This is a genomic window from Chromobacterium paludis (assembly GCF_008275125.1).
Taxonomy (GTDB): Bacteria; Pseudomonadota; Gammaproteobacteria; order Burkholderiales; family Chromobacteriaceae; genus Chromobacterium; species Chromobacterium paludis.
This window is the reverse complement of sequence record NZ_CP043473.1, coordinates 1,918,296-1,943,235: the sequence shown is the minus strand read 5'-3', so window position 1 is coordinate 1,943,235 and position 24,940 is coordinate 1,918,296. Positions and strand designations below refer to the sequence as shown.

At 63.9% G+C, this 24,940-nt stretch carries 29 protein-coding genes; 9 read left to right on the top strand and 20 right to left on the bottom strand.

Features of this window, described 5'->3' with window-relative positions:
- Positions 1-32 precede the first annotated feature (32 nt).
- Both FYK34_RS08875 and FYK34_RS08870 read right to left on the bottom strand, forming a co-directional pair.
- The gene (locus tag FYK34_RS08875; RefSeq protein WP_149296035.1) at positions 33-812 is read right to left on the bottom strand and encodes a class II glutamine amidotransferase; all 780 of its coding nucleotides are present in this window, start codon (positions 810-812) and stop codon (positions 33-35) included.
- Positions 813-972: 160 nt separating this feature from the next.
- On the bottom strand, positions 973-1,884 hold the full coding sequence (locus FYK34_RS08870; RefSeq protein WP_149296034.1) for a LysR substrate-binding domain-containing protein: 912 nt from the start codon (positions 1,882-1,884) through the stop codon (positions 973-975).
- Between the two features lie 143 nt (positions 1,885-2,027).
- Here FYK34_RS08870 and FYK34_RS08865 point away from each other — a divergent pair, with 143 nt between their 5' ends.
- From FYK34_RS08865 to FYK34_RS08855, 3 genes are all read left to right on the top strand, one after another.
- Entirely contained in the window at positions 2,028-2,888 is an 861-nt protein-coding gene (locus FYK34_RS08865) for an MBL fold metallo-hydrolase (protein WP_149296033.1), read from the top strand.
- A gap of 11 nt (positions 2,889-2,899) precedes the next feature.
- Positions 2,900-3,583: a DsbA family protein gene (locus FYK34_RS08860; RefSeq protein WP_149296032.1), complete on the top strand. Its 684-nt coding sequence runs from the start codon at positions 2,900-2,902 to the stop codon at positions 3,581-3,583.
- A gap of 163 nt (positions 3,584-3,746) precedes the next feature.
- Complete coding sequence (locus tag FYK34_RS08855) at positions 3,747-5,072, top strand: chitinase (RefSeq protein ID WP_231137410.1); 1,326 nt, start codon at positions 3,747-3,749, stop codon at positions 5,070-5,072.
- Positions 5,073-5,089: 17 nt separating this feature from the next.
- On the opposite strand, the gene FYK34_RS08850 is transcribed toward FYK34_RS08855, so the two are convergent.
- The 9 genes from FYK34_RS08850 to FYK34_RS21060 form a co-directional block, all read right to left on the bottom strand.
- A complete protein-coding gene (locus FYK34_RS08850; RefSeq protein ID WP_149296031.1) occupies positions 5,090-5,815 on the bottom strand; it encodes a peptidylprolyl isomerase in 726 nt (241 codons plus the stop codon).
- 187 nt (positions 5,816-6,002) lie between these two features.
- On the bottom strand, positions 6,003-6,779 hold the full coding sequence (locus FYK34_RS08845) for a peptidylprolyl isomerase (protein WP_149296030.1): 777 nt from the start codon (positions 6,777-6,779) through the stop codon (positions 6,003-6,005).
- A 31-nt stretch (positions 6,780-6,810) separates the two neighbouring features.
- Positions 6,811-7,599 carry a peptidylprolyl isomerase gene (locus FYK34_RS08840; protein ID WP_149296029.1) on the bottom strand — a complete coding sequence of 263 codons (789 nt, stop codon included), beginning with the start codon at positions 7,597-7,599 and terminating at the stop codon, positions 6,811-6,813.
- 20 nt (positions 7,600-7,619) lie between these two features.
- Complete coding sequence (locus FYK34_RS08835) at positions 7,620-7,886, bottom strand: BolA family protein (protein WP_149296028.1); 267 nt, start codon at positions 7,884-7,886, stop codon at positions 7,620-7,622.
- Positions 7,883-8,185, bottom strand: a complete 303-nt coding sequence (locus FYK34_RS08830) for a YciI family protein (RefSeq protein WP_149296027.1) — start codon at positions 8,183-8,185, stop codon at positions 7,883-7,885. Before FYK34_RS08830 ends, FYK34_RS08835 begins: the two co-directional genes overlap by 4 nt.
- Positions 8,185-8,718 (bottom strand): septation protein A, encoded by a 534-nt coding sequence (locus FYK34_RS08825; RefSeq protein ID WP_149296026.1) that lies wholly within the window; start codon positions 8,716-8,718, stop codon positions 8,185-8,187. The genes FYK34_RS08830 and FYK34_RS08825 overlap by 1 nt, the downstream gene beginning before the upstream one ends.
- A 61-nt stretch (positions 8,719-8,779) precedes the next feature.
- Positions 8,780-9,721 (bottom strand): SPFH domain-containing protein, encoded by a 942-nt coding sequence (locus FYK34_RS08820; protein ID WP_149296025.1) that lies wholly within the window; start codon positions 9,719-9,721, stop codon positions 8,780-8,782.
- 9 nt (positions 9,722-9,730) lie between these two features.
- A complete protein-coding gene (locus FYK34_RS08815) occupies positions 9,731-10,156 on the bottom strand; it encodes an NfeD family protein (RefSeq protein ID WP_149296024.1) in 426 nt (141 codons plus the stop codon).
- 98 nt (positions 10,157-10,254) lie between these two features.
- The gene (locus FYK34_RS21060) at positions 10,255-10,383 is read right to left on the bottom strand and encodes a hypothetical protein (protein WP_269203866.1); all 129 of its coding nucleotides are present in this window, start codon (positions 10,381-10,383) and stop codon (positions 10,255-10,257) included.
- Between the two features lie 104 nt (positions 10,384-10,487).
- On the opposite strand from FYK34_RS21060, the gene FYK34_RS08810 reads away from it, so the two are divergent.
- Both FYK34_RS08810 and FYK34_RS08805 read left to right on the top strand, forming a co-directional pair.
- A complete protein-coding gene (locus FYK34_RS08810; protein ID WP_149296023.1) occupies positions 10,488-11,075 on the top strand; it encodes an IMPACT family protein in 588 nt (195 codons plus the stop codon).
- 32 nt (positions 11,076-11,107) lie between these two features.
- A complete protein-coding gene (locus tag FYK34_RS08805; RefSeq protein WP_149296022.1) occupies positions 11,108-12,040 on the top strand; it encodes a DHH family phosphoesterase in 933 nt (310 codons plus the stop codon).
- A 3-nt stretch (positions 12,041-12,043) separates the two neighbouring features.
- Here FYK34_RS08805 and FYK34_RS08800 read toward each other — a convergent pair whose 3' ends face one another.
- Positions 12,044-12,703, bottom strand: coding sequence for an HAD family hydrolase (locus FYK34_RS08800; RefSeq protein WP_149296021.1), 660 nt, complete (start codon positions 12,701-12,703; stop codon positions 12,044-12,046).
- A 157-nt stretch (positions 12,704-12,860) separates the two neighbouring features.
- On the opposite strand from FYK34_RS08800, the gene FYK34_RS08795 reads away from it, so the two are divergent.
- The gene (locus FYK34_RS08795) at positions 12,861-13,496 is read left to right on the top strand and encodes a nucleotide-binding protein (protein WP_231137409.1); all 636 of its coding nucleotides are present in this window, start codon (positions 12,861-12,863) and stop codon (positions 13,494-13,496) included.
- A 179-nt stretch (positions 13,497-13,675) separates the two neighbouring features.
- Entirely contained in the window at positions 13,676-14,626 is a 951-nt protein-coding gene (locus FYK34_RS08790) for a GMP reductase (RefSeq protein WP_149296019.1), read from the top strand.
- A gap of 38 nt (positions 14,627-14,664) precedes the next feature.
- Here the strand turns inward: FYK34_RS08790 and FYK34_RS08785 are convergent, their stop codons facing one another.
- The 8 genes from FYK34_RS08785 to lptF form a co-directional block, all read right to left on the bottom strand.
- Positions 14,665-15,402, bottom strand: coding sequence for a class I SAM-dependent methyltransferase (locus FYK34_RS08785; RefSeq protein WP_149296018.1), 738 nt, complete (start codon positions 15,400-15,402; stop codon positions 14,665-14,667).
- An 80-nt stretch (positions 15,403-15,482) separates the two neighbouring features.
- Complete coding sequence (locus tag FYK34_RS08780) at positions 15,483-15,962, bottom strand: MaoC family dehydratase (RefSeq protein ID WP_149296017.1); 480 nt, start codon at positions 15,960-15,962, stop codon at positions 15,483-15,485.
- 58 nt (positions 15,963-16,020) lie between these two features.
- Positions 16,021-16,560: a GNAT family N-acetyltransferase gene (locus tag FYK34_RS08775; RefSeq protein ID WP_149296016.1), complete on the bottom strand. Its 540-nt coding sequence runs from the start codon at positions 16,558-16,560 to the stop codon at positions 16,021-16,023.
- The gene (locus tag FYK34_RS08770) at positions 16,557-17,327 is read right to left on the bottom strand and encodes an alpha/beta fold hydrolase (protein ID WP_149296015.1); all 771 of its coding nucleotides are present in this window, start codon (positions 17,325-17,327) and stop codon (positions 16,557-16,559) included. The genes FYK34_RS08775 and FYK34_RS08770 overlap by 4 nt, the downstream gene beginning before the upstream one ends.
- 11 nt (positions 17,328-17,338) lie before the next feature.
- Complete coding sequence (locus FYK34_RS08765; protein ID WP_149296014.1) at positions 17,339-17,905, bottom strand: GNAT family N-acetyltransferase; 567 nt, start codon at positions 17,903-17,905, stop codon at positions 17,339-17,341.
- 65 nt (positions 17,906-17,970) lie between these two features.
- Positions 17,971-20,541, bottom strand: a complete 2,571-nt coding sequence (locus FYK34_RS08760; protein WP_149296013.1) for a [protein-PII] uridylyltransferase — start codon at positions 20,539-20,541, stop codon at positions 17,971-17,973.
- A gap of 1 nt (position 20,542) precedes the next feature.
- Complete coding sequence (gene lptG / locus FYK34_RS08755; protein ID WP_149296012.1) at positions 20,543-21,619, bottom strand: LPS export ABC transporter permease LptG; 1,077 nt, start codon at positions 21,617-21,619, stop codon at positions 20,543-20,545.
- A 12-nt stretch (positions 21,620-21,631) separates the two neighbouring features.
- Positions 21,632-22,732, bottom strand: coding sequence for an LPS export ABC transporter permease LptF (lptF, locus tag FYK34_RS08750; RefSeq protein ID WP_149296011.1), 1,101 nt, complete (start codon positions 22,730-22,732; stop codon positions 21,632-21,634).
- A gap of 193 nt (positions 22,733-22,925) precedes the next feature.
- Between lptF and FYK34_RS08745 the strand changes: the two genes are divergently transcribed.
- Both FYK34_RS08745 and FYK34_RS08740 read left to right on the top strand, forming a co-directional pair.
- Positions 22,926-24,491, top strand: coding sequence for a leucyl aminopeptidase (locus tag FYK34_RS08745; RefSeq protein ID WP_149296010.1), 1,566 nt, complete (start codon positions 22,926-22,928; stop codon positions 24,489-24,491).
- Entirely contained in the window at positions 24,478-24,906 is a 429-nt protein-coding gene (locus FYK34_RS08740; RefSeq protein WP_149296009.1) for a DNA polymerase III subunit chi, read from the top strand. Before FYK34_RS08745 ends, FYK34_RS08740 begins: the two co-directional genes overlap by 14 nt.
- The last annotated feature ends 34 nt before the right edge of the window (positions 24,907-24,940 follow it).

Sequence of the window (24,940 nt, the reverse complement as noted above, 5' to 3'; positions counted from 1 at the left end):
TGTCTTCAGCATACCGTCAATCGGCAGGGGCGTCAGTCGGCCTTGCGCGTCATGAGCGGGGCGCCGTCGCGGAACAGGATCAGCTCGCCGGGCGCCAGCGCCGTCCAGTGCTCGTTGTCCGTCAGCGGCTGGGTGGCGATCATCGCCACCTGATCGCGCGGGGTGGTGACGGTGGCGAAGTCCACGCTGACGTCGTCATCCACCAGGTGGGCGGTATTGAACGGCGAGCGGCGGATGATGTAGTGCAGATGGGTGGAGCAGTGGGCGAACAGCACTTCGCCGTTGCTCAGCATGAAGTTGAACACGCCGCTGGCGCGGATTTCCGCGGCCAGCGCCGCCACCTCTGCGAACAAGGCCTCCAGCTCGGGCGGTTCCGCCCATTTGGCGCGCAGCCGCTCCATCAGGTAGCAGAAGGCCTGCTCGGAGTCGGTGGTGCCCACTGGGCGGAAATACTGGCCGGGCGCGGGCTGGAAGTTATCCAGATTGCCGTTGTGGGCGAAAATCCAGTATTGCCCCCACATCTCGCGCATGAAGGGATGCGTGTTGGCCAGATTGACCTTGCCCTGGGTGGCCTTGCGGATGTGGGCGATGACGTTTTCCGACTTGATCGGGTAGCGCCGCACCAGCTCGGCGACGGGGGACTCGACCGAGGGCTTGTCGTCCAGGAAGACGCGGCAGCCTTTCTGTTCGAAGAAGGCGATGCCCCAGCCGTCGGCATGGTGGTCGGTGAGACCGCCGCGGCGGTGAAAGCCCTCGAACGAGAACAGGATGTCGGTGGGGATGTTGCAATTCATGCCCAATAGCTGGCACATCGGTTTGATTCCACTTCTTGTCGGATTGCTTGGCGCCGGATATGACCGGCATGTTTCATGTAGCTGAGCTTAGGCGATCTGGACGCTGCCGGCAATTGCCAAAAACCCAGGCGCGCCGCATGCCATGCGGCCGCGCCGAATCGACATCAGGCGATGCGATTCAGGCGTCCGCGCGGTCCCACGGCGGCAGCGGGCCGCCCAGCTTTTCCAGCAGGAAATCCAGCAGGCTGCGCAGCGACAGCGGCAGCAGCCGGCGTGACGGATACAGCGCGTGTATGCCCAGTATTTGCGGCTGCCAGTCCGGCAATAGGGCCACCAGTTCGCCGCGGCGGACATAGGGCGCGGCCAGGTAGCTGGGTTGCAGGGCGATGCCGCCGCCGGCGGCCGCGGCGCAGAGCAGGGCGCTGGCTTCGTTGGCGCTGAGCGCGCCGCTGACGCGCGCGCTTTGCTGCTCGTCGCCGCGCTGGAAATGCCATTCGCTGCGGCCGAAATGGCTGTAGCTGAGGCAGCGGTGGCTTTCCAGCTCCAGCGGATGGGACGGCGCGCCGTGGCGGGCCAGATAGGCGGGAGAGGCCACCACCAGCGAGCGGCAATCGCACAGCCGCCGTCCCACCAGGCCGGGGTCTGGATCGTTGGTGATGCGGATGGCGAGGTCGATTCTTTCTTCTATCAGATTGACGGCGCGGTCGCCCAGCTGCAGGTCGATGCGCAGCTGCGGGTGGCGCTCGCTGAACTCCGCCACCAGCCCGCCCAGCACCGCCAAACCCAGCGAGGTGCTGGCCGCCACGCGCAGCAGGCCGCGTACCTGACCGTCGCGCAGGCTGGCGTCGGCGCGCACCTCGGCCGCCAGCTCCAGCATCTGCTGGCAGCGCGCCAGACAAGTGAGGCCGGCGTCGGTGAGGGTGACTTTGCGGGTGGAGCGCTGCAATAGCCGCACGCCCAGCCATTGCTCCAGTTCCTCCACATAGCGGGTGACCATGGGACGGGACATGTCCAGCTTGTCTCCGGCGGCGGTGAAGCTGCCCAGTTGGGCCACTTCGGCGAAAACCTGCATCGCGGTGAGCCTGTCCATTTATATGATCGATTTAAGAAACAATAATGCGCATTTTAGCGCATTTATTGGTTCGATAATTACGCCTATAGTGTGCGCATCTTCACTGACACGCAGTGCAACCCGCCGGCGGGCGCCGGCTTCAAGACTTAAGGAGTTACACCATGATCCGTCAAACCCTGATCGCCGCCGCCCTCGCCGCCGCCGGTTTCGCCCATGCCGGCGACCTCAAGCTGTCCGTCTACAACGCCGACAGCAACAGCTTCAACGTGTCTTCTGTGCTGGTCACCGGCGACAAGGACGCCGTGCTGATCGACACCGGCTTTACCCGCGCCGACGCCTACCGCATCGCCGCCCGCGTGCTGGACAGCGGCAAGAACCTGAAAACCATCTACGTCAGCCAGGCCGACCCGGACTACTACTTCGGCGCCACCGTGCTGAAGCAGATCTTCCCGCAGGCCGAGCTGGTGGCCGCGCCGCAAGTGCTGGCTCACATCCAGGCCAATGTGAAGGGCAAGGTAGCCTTCTGGGGTCCCAAGATGGGCGCCAACGCCCCGCAGGCCAAGCCGCTGCTGCCGACTGCGGTCAAGACCGACAAGATCATGCTGGAAGGCAAGGCGCTGGAGTTGCGCGACACCCAGGGCGTGATGGCTCACCGCGGCTATGTCTGGATTCCGTCCATCCGCGCCATCGTCGGCAATGTGGGCGTTTACTCCGGCATGCACGTCTGGACCGCCGACACTCAGAACGACGCCGAGCGCAAGGGCTGGTACCAGCAGTTGGACGATATGGAGGCGCTGAAGCCGGCCGTGGTGGTGCCGGGCCACATGATAGCCGGCGACAAGATGGACGTTTCCGCCATACGCTACACCCGCGACTATCTGAAAACCTTCGAGGCTAAAAACGCGCAAACCGCGAATAGCGCCGAGCTGATCTCCGCGATGAAACAGGCCTACCCGCAAGCGGCCGAAGTGTCCACGCTGGAACTGGGCGCCAAGGTGCGAAAGGGCGAAATGAAGTGGTAAGCGAGAGCGCAATGAAACTGCACTACTTTTACGATCCGCTGTGCGGCTGGTGCTACGGCGCCTCGCCCTTGCTGACGGCGGCAGCCACTTTGCCGGGCATGGAGCTGGTCATGCACGCCGGCGGCATGATAGACGAGGCCGAAGGCCGCACCATCACGCCGGACTGGCGCGGCTACGTGATGCCGCACGACGCGCGCATCGCGCAGATGAGCGGCCAGCCTTTCGGCGAGGCTTATTTTGAAGGCCTGCTGCGCGACATCGGCGCGCCGCTGGCGTCGGACCCGGCCATCGCCGCCATCCTGGCGGCCGGCAAGCTGGGCCTGGACCCGCTGGCCATGCTGGCCCGCATCCAGCAAGCCCATTATCAGGAAGGCCGGCGCATCGCCGAGTTTGAAACGCTGAGCGCCTTGGCAGCAGAGCAGGGCGCCGACGCGGCGGCCTTCGCCGGGGCTTGGCGCGCGGCGCGGACCGAGGCGGAGGGGCATATCGCCGAAACGCGTCAGCTGATGAATCGGCTGGGCTTGCGCGGCTTTCCGTCGGCGGTGTTGGAGCAGGATGGCCAGTTGGAGCGGCTGGAGCTGTCTGGCTGGTTAGGCAAGCCGGAGCAACTGGCCGCCGCCTTGGCCGAGCGGCTGCCCAAGCCGGCTCCGTCCGGCGACGACGCGCTGTTCTGCACGCCGGAGAGTTGCCGCTAACATGGCCCGCCATCGAAACCGCGTCCCCTCAGGGCGCGGTTTTCTGTGCGGTTTGCTTTGATAAATACCCAATATGGATTTTCATCTTGCATTCTCTGTTTCATCGCATAGTCTGAAATACCAATTAGATACCAATTGGCCAAATCAAGACAAGGAGATGGAGATGCAGATGCGATTCGGCATACCTTTGCGCGCGGCCGTTCTCGCGCTATCGCTGGCCTGGGGGCAGGGCGTCTTGGCGGCGTGCCCGGCCTGGACCGAGGGAACAAGCTACCAGGCGGGCGATGTGGTCAGCTACAGCCATGCCAACTACACGGCCCTGGTGGCGCACACGGCTTATGTCGGCGCCAACTGGAATCCGGCCGCCACGCCCACGCTGTGGGGCGCGGGCGGCACATGTTCCGGCGGCGACCCTACCCCTCCCACCCCGCCGACGCCTCCCACCCCGCCCAGCCCGCCGCCGGGCAATACGGTGCCGTTCGCCAAGCATGCGCTGGTGGGGTATTGGCATGATTTCGCCAATCCCAGCGGCCCGGCTTTCCCCTTGTCGCAGGTCAGCGCGGACTGGGACGTGGTGGTGGTGGCTTTCGCCGACGACGCCGGCAACGGCAATGTCAGCTTTACGCTGGACCCGGGAGCCGGCAGCCAGGCCCAGTTCATCCAGGACATCAAGGCTTTGCAGGCCAAGGGCAAGAAGGTGGTGCTGTCGCTGGGCGGGCAAAACGGTTCCGTGACCTTGAACAACGCCACGCAGGTGCAGAACTTCGTCAACAGCCTGTACGGCATCCTCACTCAGTATGGATTCGACGGCATTGACCTGGACCTGGAAAGCGGCAGCGGCATCGTGGTCGGCGCGCCGGTGGTCAGCAATCTGGTCAGCGCGGTGAAGCAGCTTAAGGCCAAGGTGGGAGCCAGCTTCTATCTGTCCATGGCGCCGGAGCACCCGTATGTGCAGGGCGGCTTCGTCGCCTACGGCGGCAATTGGGGCGCCTACCTGCCCATCATCGACGGCTTGCGCGATGATCTGTCGGTGATCCACGTCCAGTATTACAACAACGGCGGGCTGTACACGCCGTATTCCAATGGCGCGCTGGGCGAGGGCTCGGTGGACATGCTGGTGGGCGGCAGCAAGATGCTGATCGAGGGCTTCCCCATCGCCAACGGCGCCTCGGGCAGCTTCCAGGGCCTGCGGCCGGATCAGGTGGCTTTCGGCGTGCCTTCTGGCCGCAGTTCGGCCAATTCCGGCTTTGTCACGCCGGACACGGTGGCCAAGGCGCTGGGCTGCCTGACCGCGCTGCAGGGCTGCGGCAGCGTCAAACCTTTGCAAGCGTATCCAACCTTCCGCGGCGTGATGAGCTGGTCCATCAACTGGGACCGGCACGATGGCTACAACTTCTCCACGCCGGTGGCGGCCAGCCTGCATCAGCTGCCCGTGGCCAATGCGGCGAGCATGAAAAAGGCCGCCGGCAAGAAGCCGGCGGCCCGATAGGCTGACAGGATGGCCGCTTAGGCGGTCATCTGGTAGCCGCTGATCTGGGCGGCGGATACCAGGCTGTTCAGGTACTCGTGCATGGCCTGGTTGACGGCCATGTCGGTCAGATAGTGCTGCAGGCGCTCCTGGATCTCGTCGAAGCCGATCTTGCCGCCTTGCTCGCGTTGCTCCACCTGGATGATGTGATAGCCGAACTGGGTTTCCACCAGGTGAGGAGTGATCTGGCCGGCTTCGGTGCTGAATACGGCTTGTTCGAATTCCGGCACCATCTGGCCGCGGCCGAATTGGCCCAGGCTGCCGCCTTGCTTGCCGGACGGGCAGGTGGAGTGCTCCTGGGCCAGCGCGGCGAAGCGCGACGGGCTGGCTTGCACTTCGGCCAGGATGCCTTCGGCCTTGGCCTTGATCAGGCTGGCTTCCAGGCCTTCGCCCTTGGGCAGCAGGATGTGGTTGGCTACGGCGCTTTCGCCGGCGCTGAAACGCTCCGGGTAGCGCTCGTAGAAGTCGCGGCAGCTGGCTTCGTCTATGGTCGGCACTTGCAGTTTGCTGTCCAGCAGGGTTTGGATGGCTTGCTGCTCGTCGGCCACATCCAGGCCTTCGCTCTTGGCCTGTTGCACCAGCAGGGTGTGCAGGATCAGTTGCTGGATCGCGGTGTCGCGCGGGCTGGGGGTGTCGGCATAGTGGTCCAGTTGGGACGCGATCATCTCTTCGCTGATTTCCACGCCGTTGACGGTAATGGTCATGAGGATTCCTGTGCGGAGCGGCCGCCGGGCGGCGTTTCCGTGTGAGGCTGCGGTAGCAGCCGGTGAAAGGGGCAGGTCGGGCCTGCGCGACGATGTGCCGGCACGGTAAGCGCGGCGGAGCGGGCTGTCAAGTCTGGAAAAACAAACGGGGACGGCATGCCGTCCCCGTTGTCTCGCCAGAGGCGGATTACTGCTGAATCTGCGCCTTGGCCTTCAGCTCGGACACGTACTTCTCGACGCGGGCGCCCATCACGCGCTGGGTCAGCTGCGGGCGGATGTCGTCGAGCTTGGGCACGTTGCGCTCGGTGCGCATGTCGTCCAGCTTGATCACGTGCCAGCCGTATTCGGTCTTCACCGGCTTGGCGGTCACTTCGCCCTTGGCCAGCTTGGTCATGGCTTCGGAGAACGGCGCCACGAAGGTGCCGGCTTCCTGCCAGCCCAGGTCGCCGCCGTTGCCCTTGCTGCCCGGATCCATGGATTTTTCCTTGGCCAGCTTGTCGAAGGACTTGCCCTTCTTCAGCGCGTCGATGATGGACTTGGCTTCAGCCTCGGTCTTCACCAGGATGTGGCGGGCGTGGTATTGCTTGGTTTCCGGCACCGAGGCCACCAGCTTGTCGTACTCGGCTTTCAGATCGGCGTCGCTGATCGGATTGGCCTTTTCGAAGTCCTTGATCAGGTGGTTGGCCAGGGCCATGGCTTGCATATTGGCCAGTTCGGCGGTGAATTCCGGCGACTTGTCCATGCCCTTTTTCACGGCTTCCTGGCGCAGCACCTCGGCGGTCACCAGTTGGTCCTTGATCTGGTCGCGGGCCTGCGGCGTGATGTTCTGGCCCTGGGCTTCCATCATGTTGACCACGGCGTTGATGCGGGCGTCGGAAATTTGCTGGCCGTTCACGGACGGGCCGGCAAAGGCGCTGCCGGCGAAAGCGGCGAGGAGGGCGGTATGCAGCAGGATCTTACGCATTTTGTTTTATTCCTGGTTCGGTATCGGGGTGTTACTGGATTTTGCTCTTGGCGCGCAGTTCTTCCACGGCCTTGGCTATCACTTCTTCTTGCAGCTGGCGGCCGAGCTGCGGCTTGACCGCGTCAAGCGGCGGCACTTGCGCGTCGCGGACGTCTACCATCTTGAACACATGCCAGCCCAGCGGGGACTGGAACGGTTTGGCGCTGATCTGGCCCTTGGGAATCGCTTTCAGCGCTTCGGCGAGCTTGGGGTCCATCTGGGACAGATTGCCCCAGCCCATGTCGCCGCCGGTTTGCTTGGCGTTGGGGTCGATGGAGCGGGTCTTGGCCAGTTCCTCGAACTTGCCGCCCTTCTTCAGCTGGGCGATCAGCTTCTGCGCGTCGGCCTCGCTGGACAGCGTGATCTGCAGCGGATGGACTTCCTTGGTGCCGACAAACTTGGCCACTTCCTGGTCGTAGCGGGCCTTGATCTGGGCGTCGCCTATGCCGGCTTTGCCGACGATGTCGGCGAACAGCGCGTCGCGCAGCAGTTCCGAGCGCGCTTCGTCCATGCGCTTGATGAATTCCGGCTGCTTGTCCAGGCCGCGGCGGGCGGCTTCCTGCAGGATGACCTGACGGCTGATCAGCGAATTCTTCAGTTGTTCGCGCAGCTGCGGGGTGTCCTGCACCCGGCCGCCATTGCTTTGCACCACGTTGGCGACGGCGGCGTCCAGTTCAGACTTGTCGATGGCTACGCCGTTGACCACCGCGATGGATTCGGCGGCGGCCGGCAGACTGATCGAAGCCGCCAGCAGCAGCGCGGCGATACGGGAATGCTTCATGTTTGCCCTTTGGTAAAGATTCAGAGTTCTTCTGGTGTGAGCGCGCGGATGGCCAGCGCGTGCACGCGGCTGCGCATCAGGTCGCCCAGGGTTTGGTAGATCAGCCGGTGGCGTTGCACGCGGCCCAGGCCTGCAAAACGGGTGCTGACTATGGTCAGCGTATAGTGGCCGCCACCGCTCCTGGCGCCGGCATGGCCGGCGTGCAGGGCGCTGTCGTCCTGGATGTCCAGATGTTCCGGCGCCAGCGTCTGCAGCGCCGCTTCCAGCAATTGCACGGTGTCGCTCATGCCGGGAACACCTGGCGGAATGGCTTGACCTCGACGCGGGCGTAGACGCCGGCCGCGCGGTAGGGGTCGGCGTCGGCCCAGGCTTGCGCCTCGGCCAGCGAGGGGAATTCGGCGACGATCAGGCTGCCGGAAAAGCCGGCCGGGCCCGGATCGACGCTGTCTATCGCCGGAAACGGGCCGGCCAGCGTCAGGCGGCCGGCGTCCTGCAGCGCCTGCAGCCGGGCCAGATGGTCAGAGCGGGCGGCGAGGCGCTTGTCCAGCGTGCCGGGCGCGTCTTGCGCGACGATGGCGTACAGCATTATTTCTTTTCCTCGATGTACTTGGCCAGGAACAGGCTCTGGGCGATCACGAACAGCAGCATCAATCCCATGCCGCCAAACATCTTGAAGTTGACCCAGACGTCCTCGCTGAAGTGGTAGGCGACGAACAGGTTCAAGGCGCCCATGAAGGCGAAGAAGCCGCACCAGGCCCAGGTGAGCCTGCGCCAGATCGGCGCCGGCATGTCGATTTGCTGGCCCATCATCAGGCGCAGGCCGTTCTTGCCGGCGAATTCGCTGATCAGCAGGCCGCCGCCCATTACCCAGTACAGCACGGTGGGCTTCCACATGATGAAGTGTTTGTCGTGCAACAGCAGGGTGGCCCCGCCCAGCACGACGACCAGCCCCAGGCTGATCCATTGCATGGTGTCCACCTTGCGGTGCTTGAACCAGGCCCAGGCCACCATGACGACGGTGACGGCGATGGCCACGCCGGTGGCGATGAACATGTCGCGCGTCAGCCAATAAGCGGCGAAGAACAAGGCGACGGGGAGAAGGTCGGTTAAAAATTTCATGCGGGTGATTATGCGGGCAGGCGCAGGCAGATTCAAGCCGCGGCGGGGCCGCGGCAAGGGTTTAACGGTTAGTTTGTTTGACGACGCTAAGGGCGCTGGCCACCAGTCCGCCTACGTCGGCGACGTTGCTTGGCATGATGATGGTATTGTTTTCCTTGGCCAATTTGCCGAAGGCGGCAATGTATTGCTCGGCCACTTTCAGGTTGACCGCCTCCAGTCCGCCCTCGGTGCGCACGGCACCGGCAATGCGGTTGATCGCGTCGGCGGTGGCGTCGGCCACCAGGCGGATGGCTTCGGCCTCACCCTTGGCCTGGTTGATGGCAGCCTGCTTGTTGCCCTCGGAGTTGTTGATGGTGGCCTGCATCTCGCCCTGCGATTTCTGAATGGCGGCCTCGCGCGCGCCGGTGGCCAGGTTGATCTGCTCCACCTTCACGCCCTCGGACTGGGCAATGCGGGCGCGCTTTTCGCGCTCGGCGGTGATCTGGGCCTGCATCGCGTGCAGGATGTCCTGCGGCGGCACCAGGTCCTTGATCTCGTAGCGCAGCACCTTGACGCCCCAGTTGATGGCGGCCTCGTCCAGCGAGGCCACCACGCTGCGGTTGATGTCATCGCGCTCTTCAAATGTTTTGTCCAGCTCCAGCTTGCCTATCACCGAGCGCAGGGTGGTCTGCGACAGCTGGGTGATGGCGACGATGTAGTTGCTGGTGCCGTAGGAGGCCAGCTTGGCGTCGGTGACCTGGAAATACAGGATGCCGTCCACCTTGAGCTGGGTGTTGTCGCGCGTGATGCAAATCTGGCTGGGCACATCCAGCGGGATTTCCTTCAGGCTGTGCTTGTAGGCGATGCGGTCGATGAACGGGTTGATGATGTTGAGGCCGGGCGTCAGCGTGGCGTGGTAGCGGCCCAGCCGTTCCACGATGTAGGCATGCTGCTGCGGCACCACGGCCAGCGATTTGAAGATGAAGACGACGACGGCCAGGAACAGGATCAGGGCGATTTCCATGGTGGACTCTTATTCGGGTTGTTTCGAGGCGATCTTGAACAGATTGCCGGCGCGGCCTGCGATATAGCCGCAGTCTCCGGCCTGCAAGGCGGGGTCCAGCAGTTCGGCGTCCCACTCCGCGCCGCGGTAATGAATGCGGGCATGGCCAGGCGAGGTTGGCGCCAGGATTTCCACCTGGCGGCCCCAGTCGGGATCATCTTGCGGCTGCGAGGGCTTGGCCAGGCGCCGCCGACGCTGCCTGACCAGCGTGACGCCGATGACGCCGCTGAGGCTGGCGATCAGCCATTGCCACAGTTCGGGCGCGCCGAGCCAGGCGGCCAGGCCGCCGCAAGCCATGGCCACCGCCACCACCAGCAGATAAAAGGTGCCGGACATGAATTCTAGGATCAGCGCGACGAGCGCACTGCCCAGCCAGAAAGTAAGCGCTTGCAACATGGAAATCCCGCAAGATGGCCAGACGCTCATTGTCCGGCCATTTGATGAAAATGACAACGGGGTGGCTGCGAGGCCGCGTCGCCCGCTGTCTTGCGGGTTCAGACGTGGTCGCGGTCCGGCAGGTAGTGTGACAGATGGATGGCGTCCTCGCTCTCCAGCCAGCACTTCTTGATGAACAGCCACAGGCCGGCAATGATCAGCGAGGAGGTCAGCAACAAGGTTTTCATGGCGATGCTCCATGGGGTGCCTGCTTGCAGTCTAGACCTTCGCTGGGCGTTGCGAGGCTGCGGCGTTACAATGCCGACCCGTTTCAGACCGCAGGATGCGACAAATGTTCCAGCTCGAAGAAAAAGCCAGCGCCGAGGTGGACATCCGCAAGAGCCGTTTCATCGGCATCGTGCAACCGGTAGCCAGCCGCGAAGCGGCGCGGGCGGCATTGGACGAGATTCGGCGCCAATGGCCGGACGCCAGGCATTACTGCGCTGTCTTGCTGTGCGCGGGCGATTCCATGCTGGACGACGACGGCGAACCGTCCGGCACCGCCGCCAAACCGATGTATAACGTATTGCAGCACCGCGAAATCACCAATGTGCTGGCCGTGGTGGTGCGTTACTTCGGCGGCATCAAACTGGGAGCGGGCGGCTTGGTCAGGGCCTACACTCAAGCTGTCAACGCCGCGCTGGACCAAGCCAGGCTGACGCCCGTGGTGCGGAGACGTCGTGTTCGGCTGGGCGTGGATTTTTCCGGCGAGGCGCGCTTGCGGCGCTTGTGCCAGGACATGAGCGTGGTGGTGGTGGCGCAGCACTATGCCGAGCAGGCATGGCTGACGGTAGAGATGGCGGAGACGGGGCTGCAGGCGCAGCTGGCCGCATTGCTAGACGGCATGGCCGGCGCGCTGGAGGCGAAGCCCGACGATTGACGCGGATGAGTGAACGGGGAGGGGCAGGCAGGATGACTCAGAAACAATACAGGCTGGTCACGCGCAGCGACTTCGACGGACTGGTTTGCGCGCTTTTGCTGAACGAGCTGGGCTTGATCCGCGAGGTGCAGTTCGCCCACCCCAAGGACATGCAGGACGGCAAGGTAGACATAACCGGCGACGACATCACCACCAATCTGCCCTATGTGGCCAAGGCGCATCTGGTGTTCGACCACCATCTGTCGGAGACGCTGCGCAATGCGACCGACGCCGACAACTATGTGATAGACCCGCGCGCGCCGTCGGCGGCCCGCGTGGTGTACAACCATTACGGCGGCAAGCAGACCTTTCCCGATATCAGCCTGGAGATGATGGAGGCGGTGGACAAAGCCGACTCCGCTCAGTTCAGCATCGAGGAAATCCTCAATCCCAAGGGTTGGGTGCTGCTGAGCTATCTGATGGATGCGCGCACCGGGCTAGGCCGCTTCCGCGAGTTCCGCGTCGGCAACTTCCAGCTGATGATGGATTTGATCGGTTATTGCCGGAATCACTCCATAGATGAAATTCTTGCCCTGCCTGACGTGCAGGAACGGGTGGCGCTGTACCGCGAGCACGAGACCGAGGCCAAGGCGCAGATCCTGCGCTGCGCCCGCGTGCACGGCAATGTGGTGGTGCTGCATCTGCAGCAGGAAGAAATCATTCATCCAACCAACCGCTTCATGGTGTATGCCTTGTTCCCGGACTGCAATGTGTCCATCCACGTGATGTGGGGGCTGAACAAGCAAAACACCGTTTTCGCGGTGGGCAAGTCCATTGTCAACCGCAGCTCGCGCAGCAATATCGGCGCGCTGATGCTGCAATACGGCGGCGGCGGCCACGAAGCGGCCGGCACCTGCCAGGTGCCGCATGATCAGGCCGACGACGTGCTGGAGGAACTGGTGGCGCGCATCCGCGGCCTGGGCTGAGCCTTACAGCGTACGGATCAGCGCCAGCGCCTGGTGCAGGTCGGAGCAGACGGCCAGTGCGGCGGCGCGGTCGTCTTCGCTGGGCGTCAGCAGGTCGGGCACCAGAATCACGCGCGCGCCGGCGGCCACGCCGGCCTGCAGCCCCATGCGTGAGTCCTCCAGCACCAGGCAGCGCTGCGGCGCCACGCCCAGCCTGCCCGCCGCGGCGTGGTAGGCGTCTGGCGCCGGCTTGGTACGCGGCACCTCGTCGCCGGCGACGGTGATTTCAAAGAACGCTCCCAGTCCGCTGCGGCCCAGTTTCAGGTCCGCCTTGAGCCGTTGCGTGGAGGTGGCCACGGCGCGCGGGATGCCGTTCTGTTCGGCCCAGCGCAGCAGTTCCAGGATGCCGGCTTTCAGCGGGATGGGCTCGTGGCGCAGGATGTGCTGGTAATGCTTGTCCGATCCTTTTTGCAGCCGGTCCGCCGCCTCCTCGTCGCCCAGATACTCCGCCACGTAACGCATGCAGCCCTGGAAGGACATGCCTACCATGGCCTGCAGCATGTCTTCCCGGATCTCGATGCCCAGTTCGGCGCCGGCGCGGCGCCAGGTCTCGTTGGAAAGCCGTTCGGTGTCCAGCATCAGGCCGTCCATATCGAACAGCAGGGCGTCGAAACTGCGGGGCATTGCAACTCCTTGTCGGGTGAATCGTCTGTCTAGGGCCGATTGTGCGGCCAGACGGCGGGGACTGTCGAGCCGCAACGTCATGGAAAGGCCGGTTGGGTCATGGCTCTGGTATAGTGGCGACATGCGGCAAAGAGGGGAGGGCGATGTGCGGTCGGTATTGATAGCGAATCCGAAGGGCGGCAGCGGCAAGTCCACGCTGGCCACCAATCTGGCGGGATATTTCGCCGCCAGCGGCAAGAAAGTGATGCTGGGCGACGTGGACAGGCAGCAAACTTCCCTGCATTGGCTGAGTCAGCGTGACGCGGGCTTGCCATCTATTTCCGGCTGGGAAGTGGCGCCCAATGAGCCCAAGCGGCCGCCCAAGGGCACGGAAGTCGTGGTGCTGGACAGCGCCGCCGGCCTGCATGGCAAGAAGCTCAGCGCCCTGCTGTCGCAAGTGGGGCATGTGATCGTGCCGATCCAGCCTTCGCCTTTCGATATGTGGGCCAGCGAGGACTTCTTCGAGCAGATGCTGGAGGAAAAAACCATACGCAAGAACAAGGCCTTCATGGCGGTGGTGGGCATGCGGGTGGACCCCCGCACGCGTTCGGCGCGCGAGCTGGAGCAGTTCCTGGCGCGGCATGAGGTTCCGGTGCTGACCTGGCTGCGCGATACCCAGCTCTACGTGCAGGCGGCGGGCGCCGGGATGTCCTTGTTCGATTTGCCGGCCTCGCGCACGGCGCGCGACCGCGAAGCCTGGCAGCCCATCCTGCGTTGGCTGGGCGAGGACCCGCAGGCGTGGTGCGACAAGTAAAAATTTTACCTTCAGACTCTTGACGTGAAGAAATAATGAGCGTAGCTTGATTACGTAACTGCGTGCGAGCCAAAGACGGCATCGCAGGGGTAGCTGCAAATGGGAGCCTATAGGGCTCCCGTCTTTGTTTGGGGCCCCTGTTTTTTTCGACTACCTATCCAGCTTTGGGAGCAACACGCATGATCCAGACCGAACTCAATTACGGCGACGTATACCTGGTGCCGAAGAAAACCGTGGTGGACAGCCGCAAGGAGTGCGACACCTCCGTGCAATTCGGACCGCGCACTTTTGTGATGCCGGTCTATCCCTCCAATATGAAGTCCGTGGTATCGGCGGAGACCTGCGAGTACTTCGCCCGCCAGGGCTGGTTCTACACTATGCACCGCTTCAATGTCGACGCGGTGGCCTTCACCCGCGACATGCAGTCCAAGGGCCTGTTCGCCTCCATCAGCGTCGGCGTCAATGAAGACACCATCGAACAGCTGGACGCGTTGAAGGCGGCTGGCCTGACGCCGGAATACATGACGCTGGACATCGCCAACGCCTGGTGCGTCAAGGCGGAGCGGATGATCAAGCACATCAAGCAACACTTCCCTGACACCTTCCTGATCGGCGGCAACGTCGCCACCGCCGAAGCCGCGCGCGATCTGGAAGCCTGGGGCTGCGACGCGATCAAGGCCGGCATCGCCGGCGGCCGCGTCTGCATCACCAAGAACAAGACCGGCTTCCACCGTCCGATGATCTCCACCGTGCGCGATTGCGTGGGCGCGGTGAAGATTCCGGTGATCGCCGACGGCGGCATCGTCGAGCACGGCGACATCGCCAAGGCCCTGGTCTGCGGCGCCAAAATGGTGATGGCTGGCTCGCTGTTCGCCGGCTACGACGAATCCGCTGGTGATATCGTGGAAATCAGCGGCAAGCACTACAAGGAATACTTCGGCAGCGCCTCGCAATTCAACAAGGGCGCCTACGTCAACGTCGAAGGCAAGAAGATCCTGGTCGAGTACAAGGGCAGCATCCCCAAGCTGCTGCGCGAGCTGCAGGAAGACCTGCAGTCCTCCATCAGCTACGCCGGCGGCAGCACGCTGTCCGCGCTGCGCGAAGTGGAGATGATCCAGGTTTACCGTTGATGGCGCGAGCGCGCGCTCCGGTCATGCCGGCGCCGCGCTCAAACTAGCCGGCAGATGCTGTAGCGGTAGCCGTATTCGAAGCCATCGGGGTTGGAGATGGCCGGCAGGCTGGCGTCGAGCAGGGTTTCCGCATCGGCATAGCCGAAGGTGTCGCTCAGGGCGGCTTCGATATTGCTCTGCGTGGTCAGATAGGCGATGAGCTGCCGCCGGCTGAAGGTCACGGGCAGCGAGCCTTGCCCCTGGCGCATCAGCTGGATGCCGGTTTCCTCCGCCTGCGGCTGGAAATGCGGCACGGCGCGCTGAGGCGCGGGAAACTGCCGCGGATAGCTGTCGCGTAGCCAGTGATTGAAAGCCGGATCCGCGCGGTGGCCGGCCAGCCAGAAATTGTAGATCAGCCAAGTCGCGCCCGGTTGTGACGCCCGGCGCATTTCCCGCAGCGCCTCTGCGCGGTCGAACCAGTGAAAAGCCATGCAAATGCTCAGCAGGTCGTACTGGGCCGAGGCTAGCGACGCCAAATCGCCCACCTGGACGTCCAGGCCTTTGCGCCTGGCTTGCTCCGCCATCTGCGGCGAAGCGTCGATGCCTTCGACGGTATCGGCCAGCCTCAGCAAGGGCAGGGTGGAGTGACCGGTGCCGCAGGCGATGTCCACCGCGCGGCGATAGGGGCCGGCCAAGCCGGCTTCCCGCAGCCAGTCCTCGATGATGCCGTGCACGGGCGGGCGGTGCCGATCGTAGCGGCTGGCGATGTCCGGGTTGGCGAAATGATTGTGAGACATGGGTAGGCTCCGGCGATGAAGGGCTGGAGCATGGTTAGCTAATTGTCATTTTTCGTCAAGCGGGCTAACGCGTCGTCGCCTCAGGCTTGCGGGACGGGCGCGCTGCGTTCCGGCGCGGTTTGCCGGCATTGCAGCCAGATGGCGCACTCCAGCTGCATGGCGATGGCGTCATCCTGATTGCGCGTGGTCCATTTGACTTTCACCACGCCGAAGTCCGGCTGGCTGCCGGAGCGGCGCTTTTCCAGCACTTCCACTTCCACTTGCAGCGTGTCGCCGGCGCGCGTCGGCTGCGGCCAGCGCATTTTGTCTATCTGCATGCCGATCAGGCCGTTGGCGGCTTTGCCCAGTTCCGATTCGGCCACCAGGCGCATGGTCAGGCTGCTGGTGTGCCAGCCGCTGGCCGCCAGGCCGTTGAAGAAGGTCTGTTTCGCCGCCTCGGGGTCCGTATGGAAGGGCTGCGGATCGAACTGGCGGGCGAAGGCGATGATTTCGGCTTCGGACAGGGTGTGCTCGGCGCTGAAAAAGCGTTGGCCGAGCTGCAGGTCTTCGAAGTAGAGCATGATTCAGCTTACGTTAACGTAACATTGGCGGCCAGCATAGCGCGTGTCCGCGATCTGGTCAAAGATTGGATTGTCCTGATTCGAAAGCATAAATCCTGTCCAAGGACGGCTCGCCGTGCAGTTCCGCCGTTTCCTCGCGCAGCAGCCGGAAGCCATTTTTGAGCAGCACGCGCTCAGAGGCGGAGTGGCGGCTGTCCACGGCGGCCAGCAGTGGGCCATGCGCCAGCCAAGGCCGCAAGGCCGGCGCCAGCCAGCCCAGCGCTTCGCTGGCCAGTCCCTGCCCCCAGTGAGCGGGCGCCAGCTTATAGCCCAGCCACTGGCTGCCGTCGGCGAAGCGGGTGGCCTGCAAGGTGCCGATGGCTTCGCCGCCGGCCTTGAGGCGCAGTGCCCAGTTCAGCCAAATTTCGCCGCTGTCGGCCGGCGCGCCGCCGGCGAACTCGTGGTATTCGGCGCGCATGGATGCCAATGAGGGATGCGGCCGTTCCGGGATGAAGCGATATAGCTCAGCGGCTTGAAAGGCGTCGAACAGTTCGTCCGCGTGGGCCTCGCGCAGCGCTTCGATGCGCAGGCGGGCGGTTTCACCAGCCAGGGTATTCATGCGTTTGCCTTCAACGTCGATGCGATGGCGGCGGCGAATCCGGCTGGACTATCCCAGGCCAGGGAATGGCCGGCGTCGGGGACGATGCGGGTGGCGATGCCGTGGCGCGGCAGCCATTCGGTGTCCGGATCGGGCAGGGAGCGTTCGCCGAAGATGATGCAACGCGGCATGCTCAGCGCCTGCAATTGATCGCGCCAGCTGACCGGGCTGCCTTCTATCAGTCCCTTCGCCGCGCGGTGCACAGCCAGCGGCGAGGCGACGGCCATGCTGCCGGCCCAGTTGGGGTTGTTCGCCCCAAAGGCCGCAATGCTTGCCCCGTGGCCGCGCGCGACGTAGTCGGCCTCGCCCCAGGCCGCTATCGCGCGGCTATAGGTGCCGCCGCCGCTGTCCAAGTTCGGCTCGGCCAAGACCACGTGCCGGATGCGACCCGGCATCAAGGTGGCCAGTTCGATGGCGACACTGCCGCCCATGCTGTGGCCGAACAGGTCGAAGCCGCGCAAGTCCAGATGTTCGATCCATTGGGCCAGCGTTTGCGCTTGGGCGCGCGGGGTGTAGCTGAAGTCTTCCGGCTTGTCGCTGAAACCATGGCCCAACAGATCGACCAGCAAGGCGCGGCGGCCGGCTAGGCCCGGCTCGGCCATGAGCCGCGGATAGTCGAAGGACGAGGCGCAGCCCAGTCCATGCAGCATGATGAGCGGCGCGCCATGGCCGGGAAGGTCGTGATAGCGCAGATGGGCGTCTGGCTGGCTTAACTTGTGAGATCGCACGGAATTTGATTTTAGTTGGTCAGCGCATACAGGGTGGTGTGGCGCAGGCTGCCGTCCGGCGCGATGCGCTCGTTGCGCATGATGCCTTCCAGCGTGAAGCCGGCGCGTTCCGCCACGCGGCGGCTGGCCACGTTTTGCTCGTCGGACAGGCAGGCGATGCGGCGCAGGCCCAGCTCCTGCCGCGCAAAGGCGCAGATAGCGCGCGTGGCTTCGCTTATCAGGCCCTGACCTTGCCAGTCGTGGTGGACCCAGAAGCCGATTTCCGCCCGCTGGTGTTTCCAGCTGATGCTATGCAATCCGCTGGCGCCGACGAAGTGGCCGCCGTCCTTCAGGAACAGCAGCATGGTCAGGTTTTTGCGGGCTAGATAGTCGACGCGGCTTTGGCGGCAGAAGGTTTCCGAGATGTCGACCGACGGTTCTTCCAGCGCCCAGGGCATGGAGGCGGGGAAGGCGCGCAGCGCATCCAGCGAGGCGCAGACCGCGGAATATACGATGGGGCCGTCGCCGGGTTGCGGGCTGCGCAGAATCAGGCGTTCGCTTTCGATCTGGTCCGGGATGTCGCGCAGAATATCGCTCATGTCATGCTCCTTGCATTGTGAAATGCAATGGTAACGTTTGGCATGAAATATTCAAATGGGAAATTTCAGACGCGCAGCGCGTTGATCAGCTCCGCCTCCAGCGCCAGCGCGGTCTTGTCGTCTTTGAGTCCCGGGCCGGAAATCAGGAAAGAGTCTTCGGCGCGGCTGCCCAGGGTCATGATCTTGGCCGACTGCACATTGAGCCGGTAGTCGGCCAGCACCTTGGCGATGCGGGCCAGCAGGCCGGGTCGGTCTCCCGCCACGATGGACAGGATGAAGTAATTGTCCTTGTCATCCGGGCGGATGGAGACCTGCGGCGTGATAGGGAAGTGCTTCAGGTGGCGGCTGATGCGGCCTTGGGGCGGCAATGGCAGGGGCTGGTCCGCCGCCAGCGCGGCGGCCAGTTCAAATTCGATGAAGTTGATCATGTCGCGGTAGTCGCCGTCATGATGCTCGGGCACGAAGACGTGGAAAGTATCCAGCGCGTAGCCATGGCGCGTGGTGTAGACCTTGGCGTCGGCGATGCTGTAATTGGTGCGGCCGAAGAAGGCGCAGGCGCGGGCGAACAGTTCCGGCCGGTCCGGCGAGTAGACCAGCACCTGGATGCCGTCGTGGTCGTCGGCCAGCCTTGCTCTGACTTGCGGCGCGTCGGGGTTGAGCTGGCGGTTCAAGACGCGGGCATGCCAGGCGATTTCCTTGGCCTCGTGGCGCAGGAAGTAGACGGTGTCCAGCTGCGCCCACAGTCCGGCTTCCACGCCGTCCGGGATGGCGTGCAAGCGCAGCAGGGCGCGCGCCTGGTTCTTGCGGGCTTCGAGTTCCGAGGCGATGTCGGTTTCGCCGCCGCGCGACAGCACGCGCAGCGTGGCGTGGTACAGGTCTTCCAGCAGCTTGGCCTTCCAGGTGTTCCACACCTTGGGGCTGGTGCCGCGGATGTCCGCCACCGTCAGCAGATACAGCGCGGCCAGCCGGCGCGGCGTGCCCACCAGTTCGGCGAAGCGCTGCACGGTTTCCGGGTCGTAGATGTCTTGCTTTTGCGCGATGCTGGACATGGTCAGGTGGTGCTGCACCAGCCAGACGATCAGCGCGCAGTCTTCTTCCAGCAAGCCGTGGCTGCGGCAGAAGGCTTCGGCGTCGGCCATGCCCAGCTGCGAGTGGTCGCCGCCTCGGCCCTTGGCGATGTCGTGGAACAGTCCGGCCAGATACAGCGCCTCCGGCCGTTCGAAGTCGTTGATCAGCCGCGACAGGAAGGGGTATTCGTGGTTGTAGGCGCTGATGGCGAAGCGGCGCAGGTTGCGCACCACCATCAGGATGTGCTCGTCCACGGTGTAGACATGGAACAGGTCGTGCTGCATCTGGCCGATGATCTGGCCGAAGTTGGGCAGGTATTGGCCCAGGATGCCGTACAGGTTCATGCGCCTGAGCGTGCGGGTCAGGCCGGACGGTTCGCGGAACAGCTGCAGAAAGGTGGCGCGGTTGCGCGGGTCCTGGCGGAAGCGGTCGTTGATCTGGCTGCGCGCGTGCCACAGCGCGCGCAGCATGCGCGGCGCGAAGCCGGACAGCTCCGGGTGGCGCTGCAGCGTCAGGAAGGCTTCCAGGACGGCGTGCGGGTGGCGGTCGAAGACGTGGACCTCGCGTATGCCCAGCATGCCGTTGACCGCATGGAAGTATTCATTGATGTGCTGGGTGACGCGCGGCACCTGGCAGTAGATGCGGCCGCGCAGATTGGGCAGCAGGATGCCGTTGAGCTGGTTGACGGTTTTGGCGGCGCGGAAGTAAAGCTGCATCAGCTGTTCGCTGGCGCGCTTGGCCGGCGTGTCGGCCAAGCCCCAAGCCAGGGCGACTTGCTGCTGCAGGTCGAAGATCAGCCTGTCCTCGCGGCGCCGGGCCAAGAGGTGCAGGTCGATGCGCAGCTTCTGCAGCTCGTCCTCGCTATGCTTGATCAGCCTGGCCTCGGCCAGGGTCAGGATGCCGCGCCGCACCAGCGCGTCCCAGTTGTCGCCCAGGCCGGCCGCCTTGCTGATCCACAGTATGGTGTGCAGGTCGCGCAGGCCGCCCGGGCTTTCCTTGAGATTGGGCTCTAGATTGTTGCTGACGCCGAAGTGCTTGGTGTGCCGCTGCTGTTGCTCGCGCGTCTTGCCCTCGAAAAAGGCTAGCGGCTCTCGTTGGGCTTCCAGTTGCTGGATCAGCTCCAGCCACGGCGCCAAGGGGCCGGCCACCAGACGGTTTTCCAGCAGATTGGTTTCTATGGTGATGTCGGCGCGGGCCTCGCTCAGGCATTCCGCCACCGTGCGCACGCTGTGGCCTATCTCCAGGCCGATGTCCCACAGCAGGCCGATAAAGCCGGATACCTTGTCCTGCAGCTCGTTGGGCGCCGCCTCCGGCAGCAGGATCAGGATGTCGATGTCCGAACCCGGGAACAGCTGGCCGCGGCCGTAGCCGCCCACCGCCGCCAGGCTGGCCTCGCGCGCCAGGCCCTGCGCCGTCCACAGCTCGGCCAGCGCCTCGTCCACCGCGCGGCTGTAATGCCGCAGATAGGACGGCGCGTCGCGGGTTTCGCGGTAGCGCGCCGCCAGTTGTTGCCGCTTGTCGGCCAGCGTCTGCCGCCAATGTTGCAGGGGTGTGGCCGCAAGCGTCATATCAGCGCCTTTCCTGTTTCGCGATGATGGCGAGGCCGCCCAGGAAGAACAGCAGCGTGGGCAGCGTGGCGGATAGGATGGCGTTCCAGTCGTACAGCAGGCCGAGGTGGCCGAACAGGCGGTTGACAAAGTGGAAGGTCACGCCCAGACAGATGCCGGCGAACAGCTTGATGCCCAGCTGGCCGTGGCGGCGCTGCTGCGGCGTGAAGGCCAGGGCCACCAGCGCCATCGAGATGCAGGCCAGCGGGTAGAACAGCTTGCTCCACAACGCAATCTCATAGCGCTGGGTTTGTTGCTTGTTCTTCTTCAGGTGCTCGATATAGGTCAGCAGGTTCAGCGCCGACATCTGCTCCGGCACCACCAGCAGCACGGACAGAATGGACGGCTCGACGATGGATTTCCAGTTCAGGCTGGGGTAGAAGGCGCTGCTGGTGTGGTCGGCGGCCAGGGTGGTTTCCTTGACGTTCTCCAGCTGCCAGCTGTGATCCTGCTTGGAGTAGGTGCCGCGCTCCGCCAGGCGGGTGCGCACCAGCTTGAAGTTCTGGTCATAGGTGTAGATGCGCACGCCCAGCAGGGTGTTGTCCGGCAGCATCTCACGCACATTGATGAAGTTCTGGTTGTCCTTGACCCAGGTGCCGGAGCGGAATTCGCGCGCGATGATGGAGTGGGTGGCGGTCAGCTTGCCGCGTTCGGCCTCCTGCATGGACCACGGGGCGATGAACTCGCCCAGCACGATGGTGAGAATGGCGAAGCCCAGGCCGAACTTGAGCAGCGTGGAGGCAATCTGCTTCAGCGTGACGCCGGAGGTGCGGATCACCGTGTATTCGCTGGAGCTGGCCAGCTGGGTCATCGCCACCATGCCCCCTATCAGCACGGCCAGCGGCATCAGTTCGTAAGCATGTCCCGGCATCAGCAGCGCCACGTAGGTGGCCATGGCCGTGGCGTTGTAATTGCCCGTGCCCAGGGCGGGCACTTCGCCCAGGAGGTCGAAAAAGCCGTACAGGCCCAGCAGCGCCAGCAGGGTGAACAGCGTGGACTGGGTCAGCGTGCTGATGATGTAGCGGTGGATCAGTTTCATTGCTTGGTCGTGTCAGTTTTTGCCGAACATTTTGGCCAGCGACTGGCCAAACGGTTGTTGTGGCCGGTTGCGATGCTTGAGCAGCGCCAGCGCCAGCAAGAGCAGCAGCCCGTGCACCAGCGCGACCGCCCAATAACCGGCCTTGCCCTGCGCGATCCAGTTGCGCGCCAGCGTCAGGCCGTTTTGGTAGGCGAAGAAAAACAGCAGGGCAAACAGCAGGTTATAGGTGTGGCCGCTGCGCGGGTTGTAATAGGACAGCGGCAGGGCCAGCAGGGCCAGCACGATGCAGCTGATGGGCATGGACAGGCGCCAGGCCAGCTCGGCCCGGTATTCCGGATTGTTGCTGCCCAGCAGCACGCGGGTGGGGATGGATTGGCGGTTGCCGGCCGGGCCCGTGCTGATCTGGCTTTCGCCTATGCTGGCGATATAGCGCTTGAACTCGCCCACTTGATAGTCGGCCTTGCCCGGCTCGCCCACATAACGCTTGCCGTCCTCCAGCACCAGCGCCCGTTCGCCGTCTTTCTGCGTGGTGATGTAGCCGCGCTTGGCGAAAATGGTGCTGACTTTGCCGTCGGTCATGTCCTGCATGAAGATATTGGTGGCCGCGCTGTTCAGGCCGGAATAATTTTCAATGAAGTAAACCTTTGTCGCGGAAGACGATTCCTTGAAGACGCCGGGGGAAATGGCGGAGATTTCTTCGCGGCGTTTGATGATTTCCGCGTAATCCTGGCTGCGCTGGTCCGCCCAGGGGCCGACGAACAGCGTCACGCCGGCCACCAGCACTGCCAGCGGCAAGGTAAAGCGCATGATGGGCCAGATCCAGTCGCGCAGCGACAGGCCGGAAGACAGCCATACCACCATTTCGTGATCGCGCCAGGTGCGCGTCAGCACCACCAGCACGCTGACGAAAACGGTGAGGATCATCAGCACCGGGAAAAAGCCCAGCGTCCAGAAGCCGATCAGCGCGGTAATGGCCTCGTTGGCGATCTGGCCTTCCGCGGCGCGGCCCAGCATATTGATGGCCTGGGTGGACACAATGATGGCCAGCAACACGACGAAGACGCCCAGGGCGGTGAAAGTCAACTCGCGTGTCAGGCTTTTGTGGAAAACCATTTATTCAGTGCCTTTTTGACTTTTTGTGAAAAGCATTGTGATAATTCGATGAGACAATTCTGAAGCGCCATTTCCGGCAAAATCGGATTAAACAACAATCCCGCGTTCACCGGCGGCCTAGCCGTCCGTCTTCCCCGAGCTTAGACGGCCGTCATGAGGTGGGCGACGACACTCGTTCTACAGCGGAGTACCTATGGAATTTAACATAAAAAGCGGCAGCCCGGAGAAGCAGCGCGTCGCCTGCGTCATCGTCGGCGTTTACGAATCCCGCAAGCTGACTTTCGCCGCCGACCTGCTTGATCGCATCTCCAACGGCTTCATCAGCGACGTGATTCGCCATGGCGACATGGAGGGCAAACTGGGCAGCACGCTGGTACTGCATTCGGTGCCGCATACCCTGTGCGACCGCGTGATGCTGGTCGGTTTGGGCAAGGAACGCGAATTCCGCGCCAAGGAGTACCGCGAAGCGGTGCGCGCCTCGGTGAAGGCCCTGACCCAGACCGCCGCTGGCGAAGCCGTGAGCTATCTGACCGAGCTGACGGTCAAGAAGCACGATGTGGAATGGATGATAGAGCAGGCCGCCGTGGTGACGCTGGACGCGCTGTATCGCTTCGACCGCTTCAAGAGCAAGCAGGATGAGTCCGCGCGCGAGCCGCGCAAGCTGACGCTGGCCGTGCCGCGCCGCAGCGACCTGGCCGACGGCGAGAAAGGCCTGCAGCGCGGGCTGGCCATAGGCAACGGCATGCGCCTGGCCAAGGACCTGGGCAACCTGCCCGGCAATGTGTGCACGCCGACCTATCTGGGCGAGGAAGCGCGCAAGGCGGCCGAGGCCTTTGGCGCGGAAGCGGAAGTACTGGGGCCGAAGGAAATTGCCGAGCTGGGCATGCACTCCTTCCTGTCCGTGGCCAAGGGCAGCGAGCAAGAGCCGCGCCTGATCGTGCTCAAGCACCAAGGCGCCAAGGACAAGAACGACAAGCCCATCGTGCTGGTGGGCAAGGGCATCACCTTCGACTCCGGCGGCATCTCGCTGAAACCGGGCGAGGGCATGGATGAGATGAAATACGATATGTGCGGCGCGGCCACCGTGTTGGGCGCTTTCCGCGCCGCGGTGGAAATGAACCTGCCGCTGAACATCGTCGCCATCGTGCCCTCTTGCGAAAACATGCCCAATGGCAATGCGGTGAAGCCGGGCGACATCGTCACCTCGATGTCCGGCCAAACCATTGAAATCCTGAACACCGACGCCGAAGGGCGCCTGATCCTGTGCGACGCGCTGACCTATGCCGAACGTTTCAACCCGGCCACGGTGATCGACGTCGCCACGCTGACCGGCGCCTGCGTGATCGCGCTGGGCCATATCGCCACCGGCCTGTACAGCAACCAGGACAGCCTGGCCCGCGAACTGCTGGCCGCAGGCGAAGAAGTGGCCGACCGCGCCTGGCACATGCCGCTGTGGGATGAATATCAGGAAATGTTGAAGAGCCCGTTCGCCGACATGGCCAATATCGGCGGCCGCCCGGGCGGCAGCATTACCGCGGCCTGCTTCCTGTCGCGCTTCGCCAAGGCCTACGATTGGGCGCATCTGGACATCGCCGGCACCGCCTGGAAGGGCGGCAAGGACAAGGGCGCCACTGCGCGTCCGGTGCCGCTCCTGGTGCAGTTCCTGCAAGACCGCGCCGACATCGCGCTGGGCAACGTCGTCCGTCGCGGTCGTCCGCGCCGCGAGGCGCCCGAAGTGGCGGAAGATGACCAAGATTGATTTTTACACCCATGTCGCCGACCCGCAGGCTTTTGCCTGCCGGTTGGCGGATACGGTGCAACGTAAGAAAGAACGGTTGCTGATCTGGCTCGACAGCGAACGCGATGTCGAGGTGTTCAGCAACCGGCTGTGGAGCTTCGGCGATACCCGCTTCGTGCCGCATTGCCGGCTGGGCGCGCCGGAGGCGGCGGACACGCCGATATGGCTGGCGGCCAGCCTGCCGCATGATCTGGCGCATCCCGTTCTGCTGAACCTGGGGGCGGATGTGCCCTATGCATTTGAGCGGTTTGAGCGCATTCTTGAAATCGTGGGGCGCGACCCCGATTCGCTGGCCATCGCCCGCGAACGCTTCCGCGCCTACCGCGAGCGCGGCTGCACCATCGAACATCACGACATGAGTCAAACGCAGACATGACTGAGTCGCCGAAAGCCAATGAGCCAGACTGGTC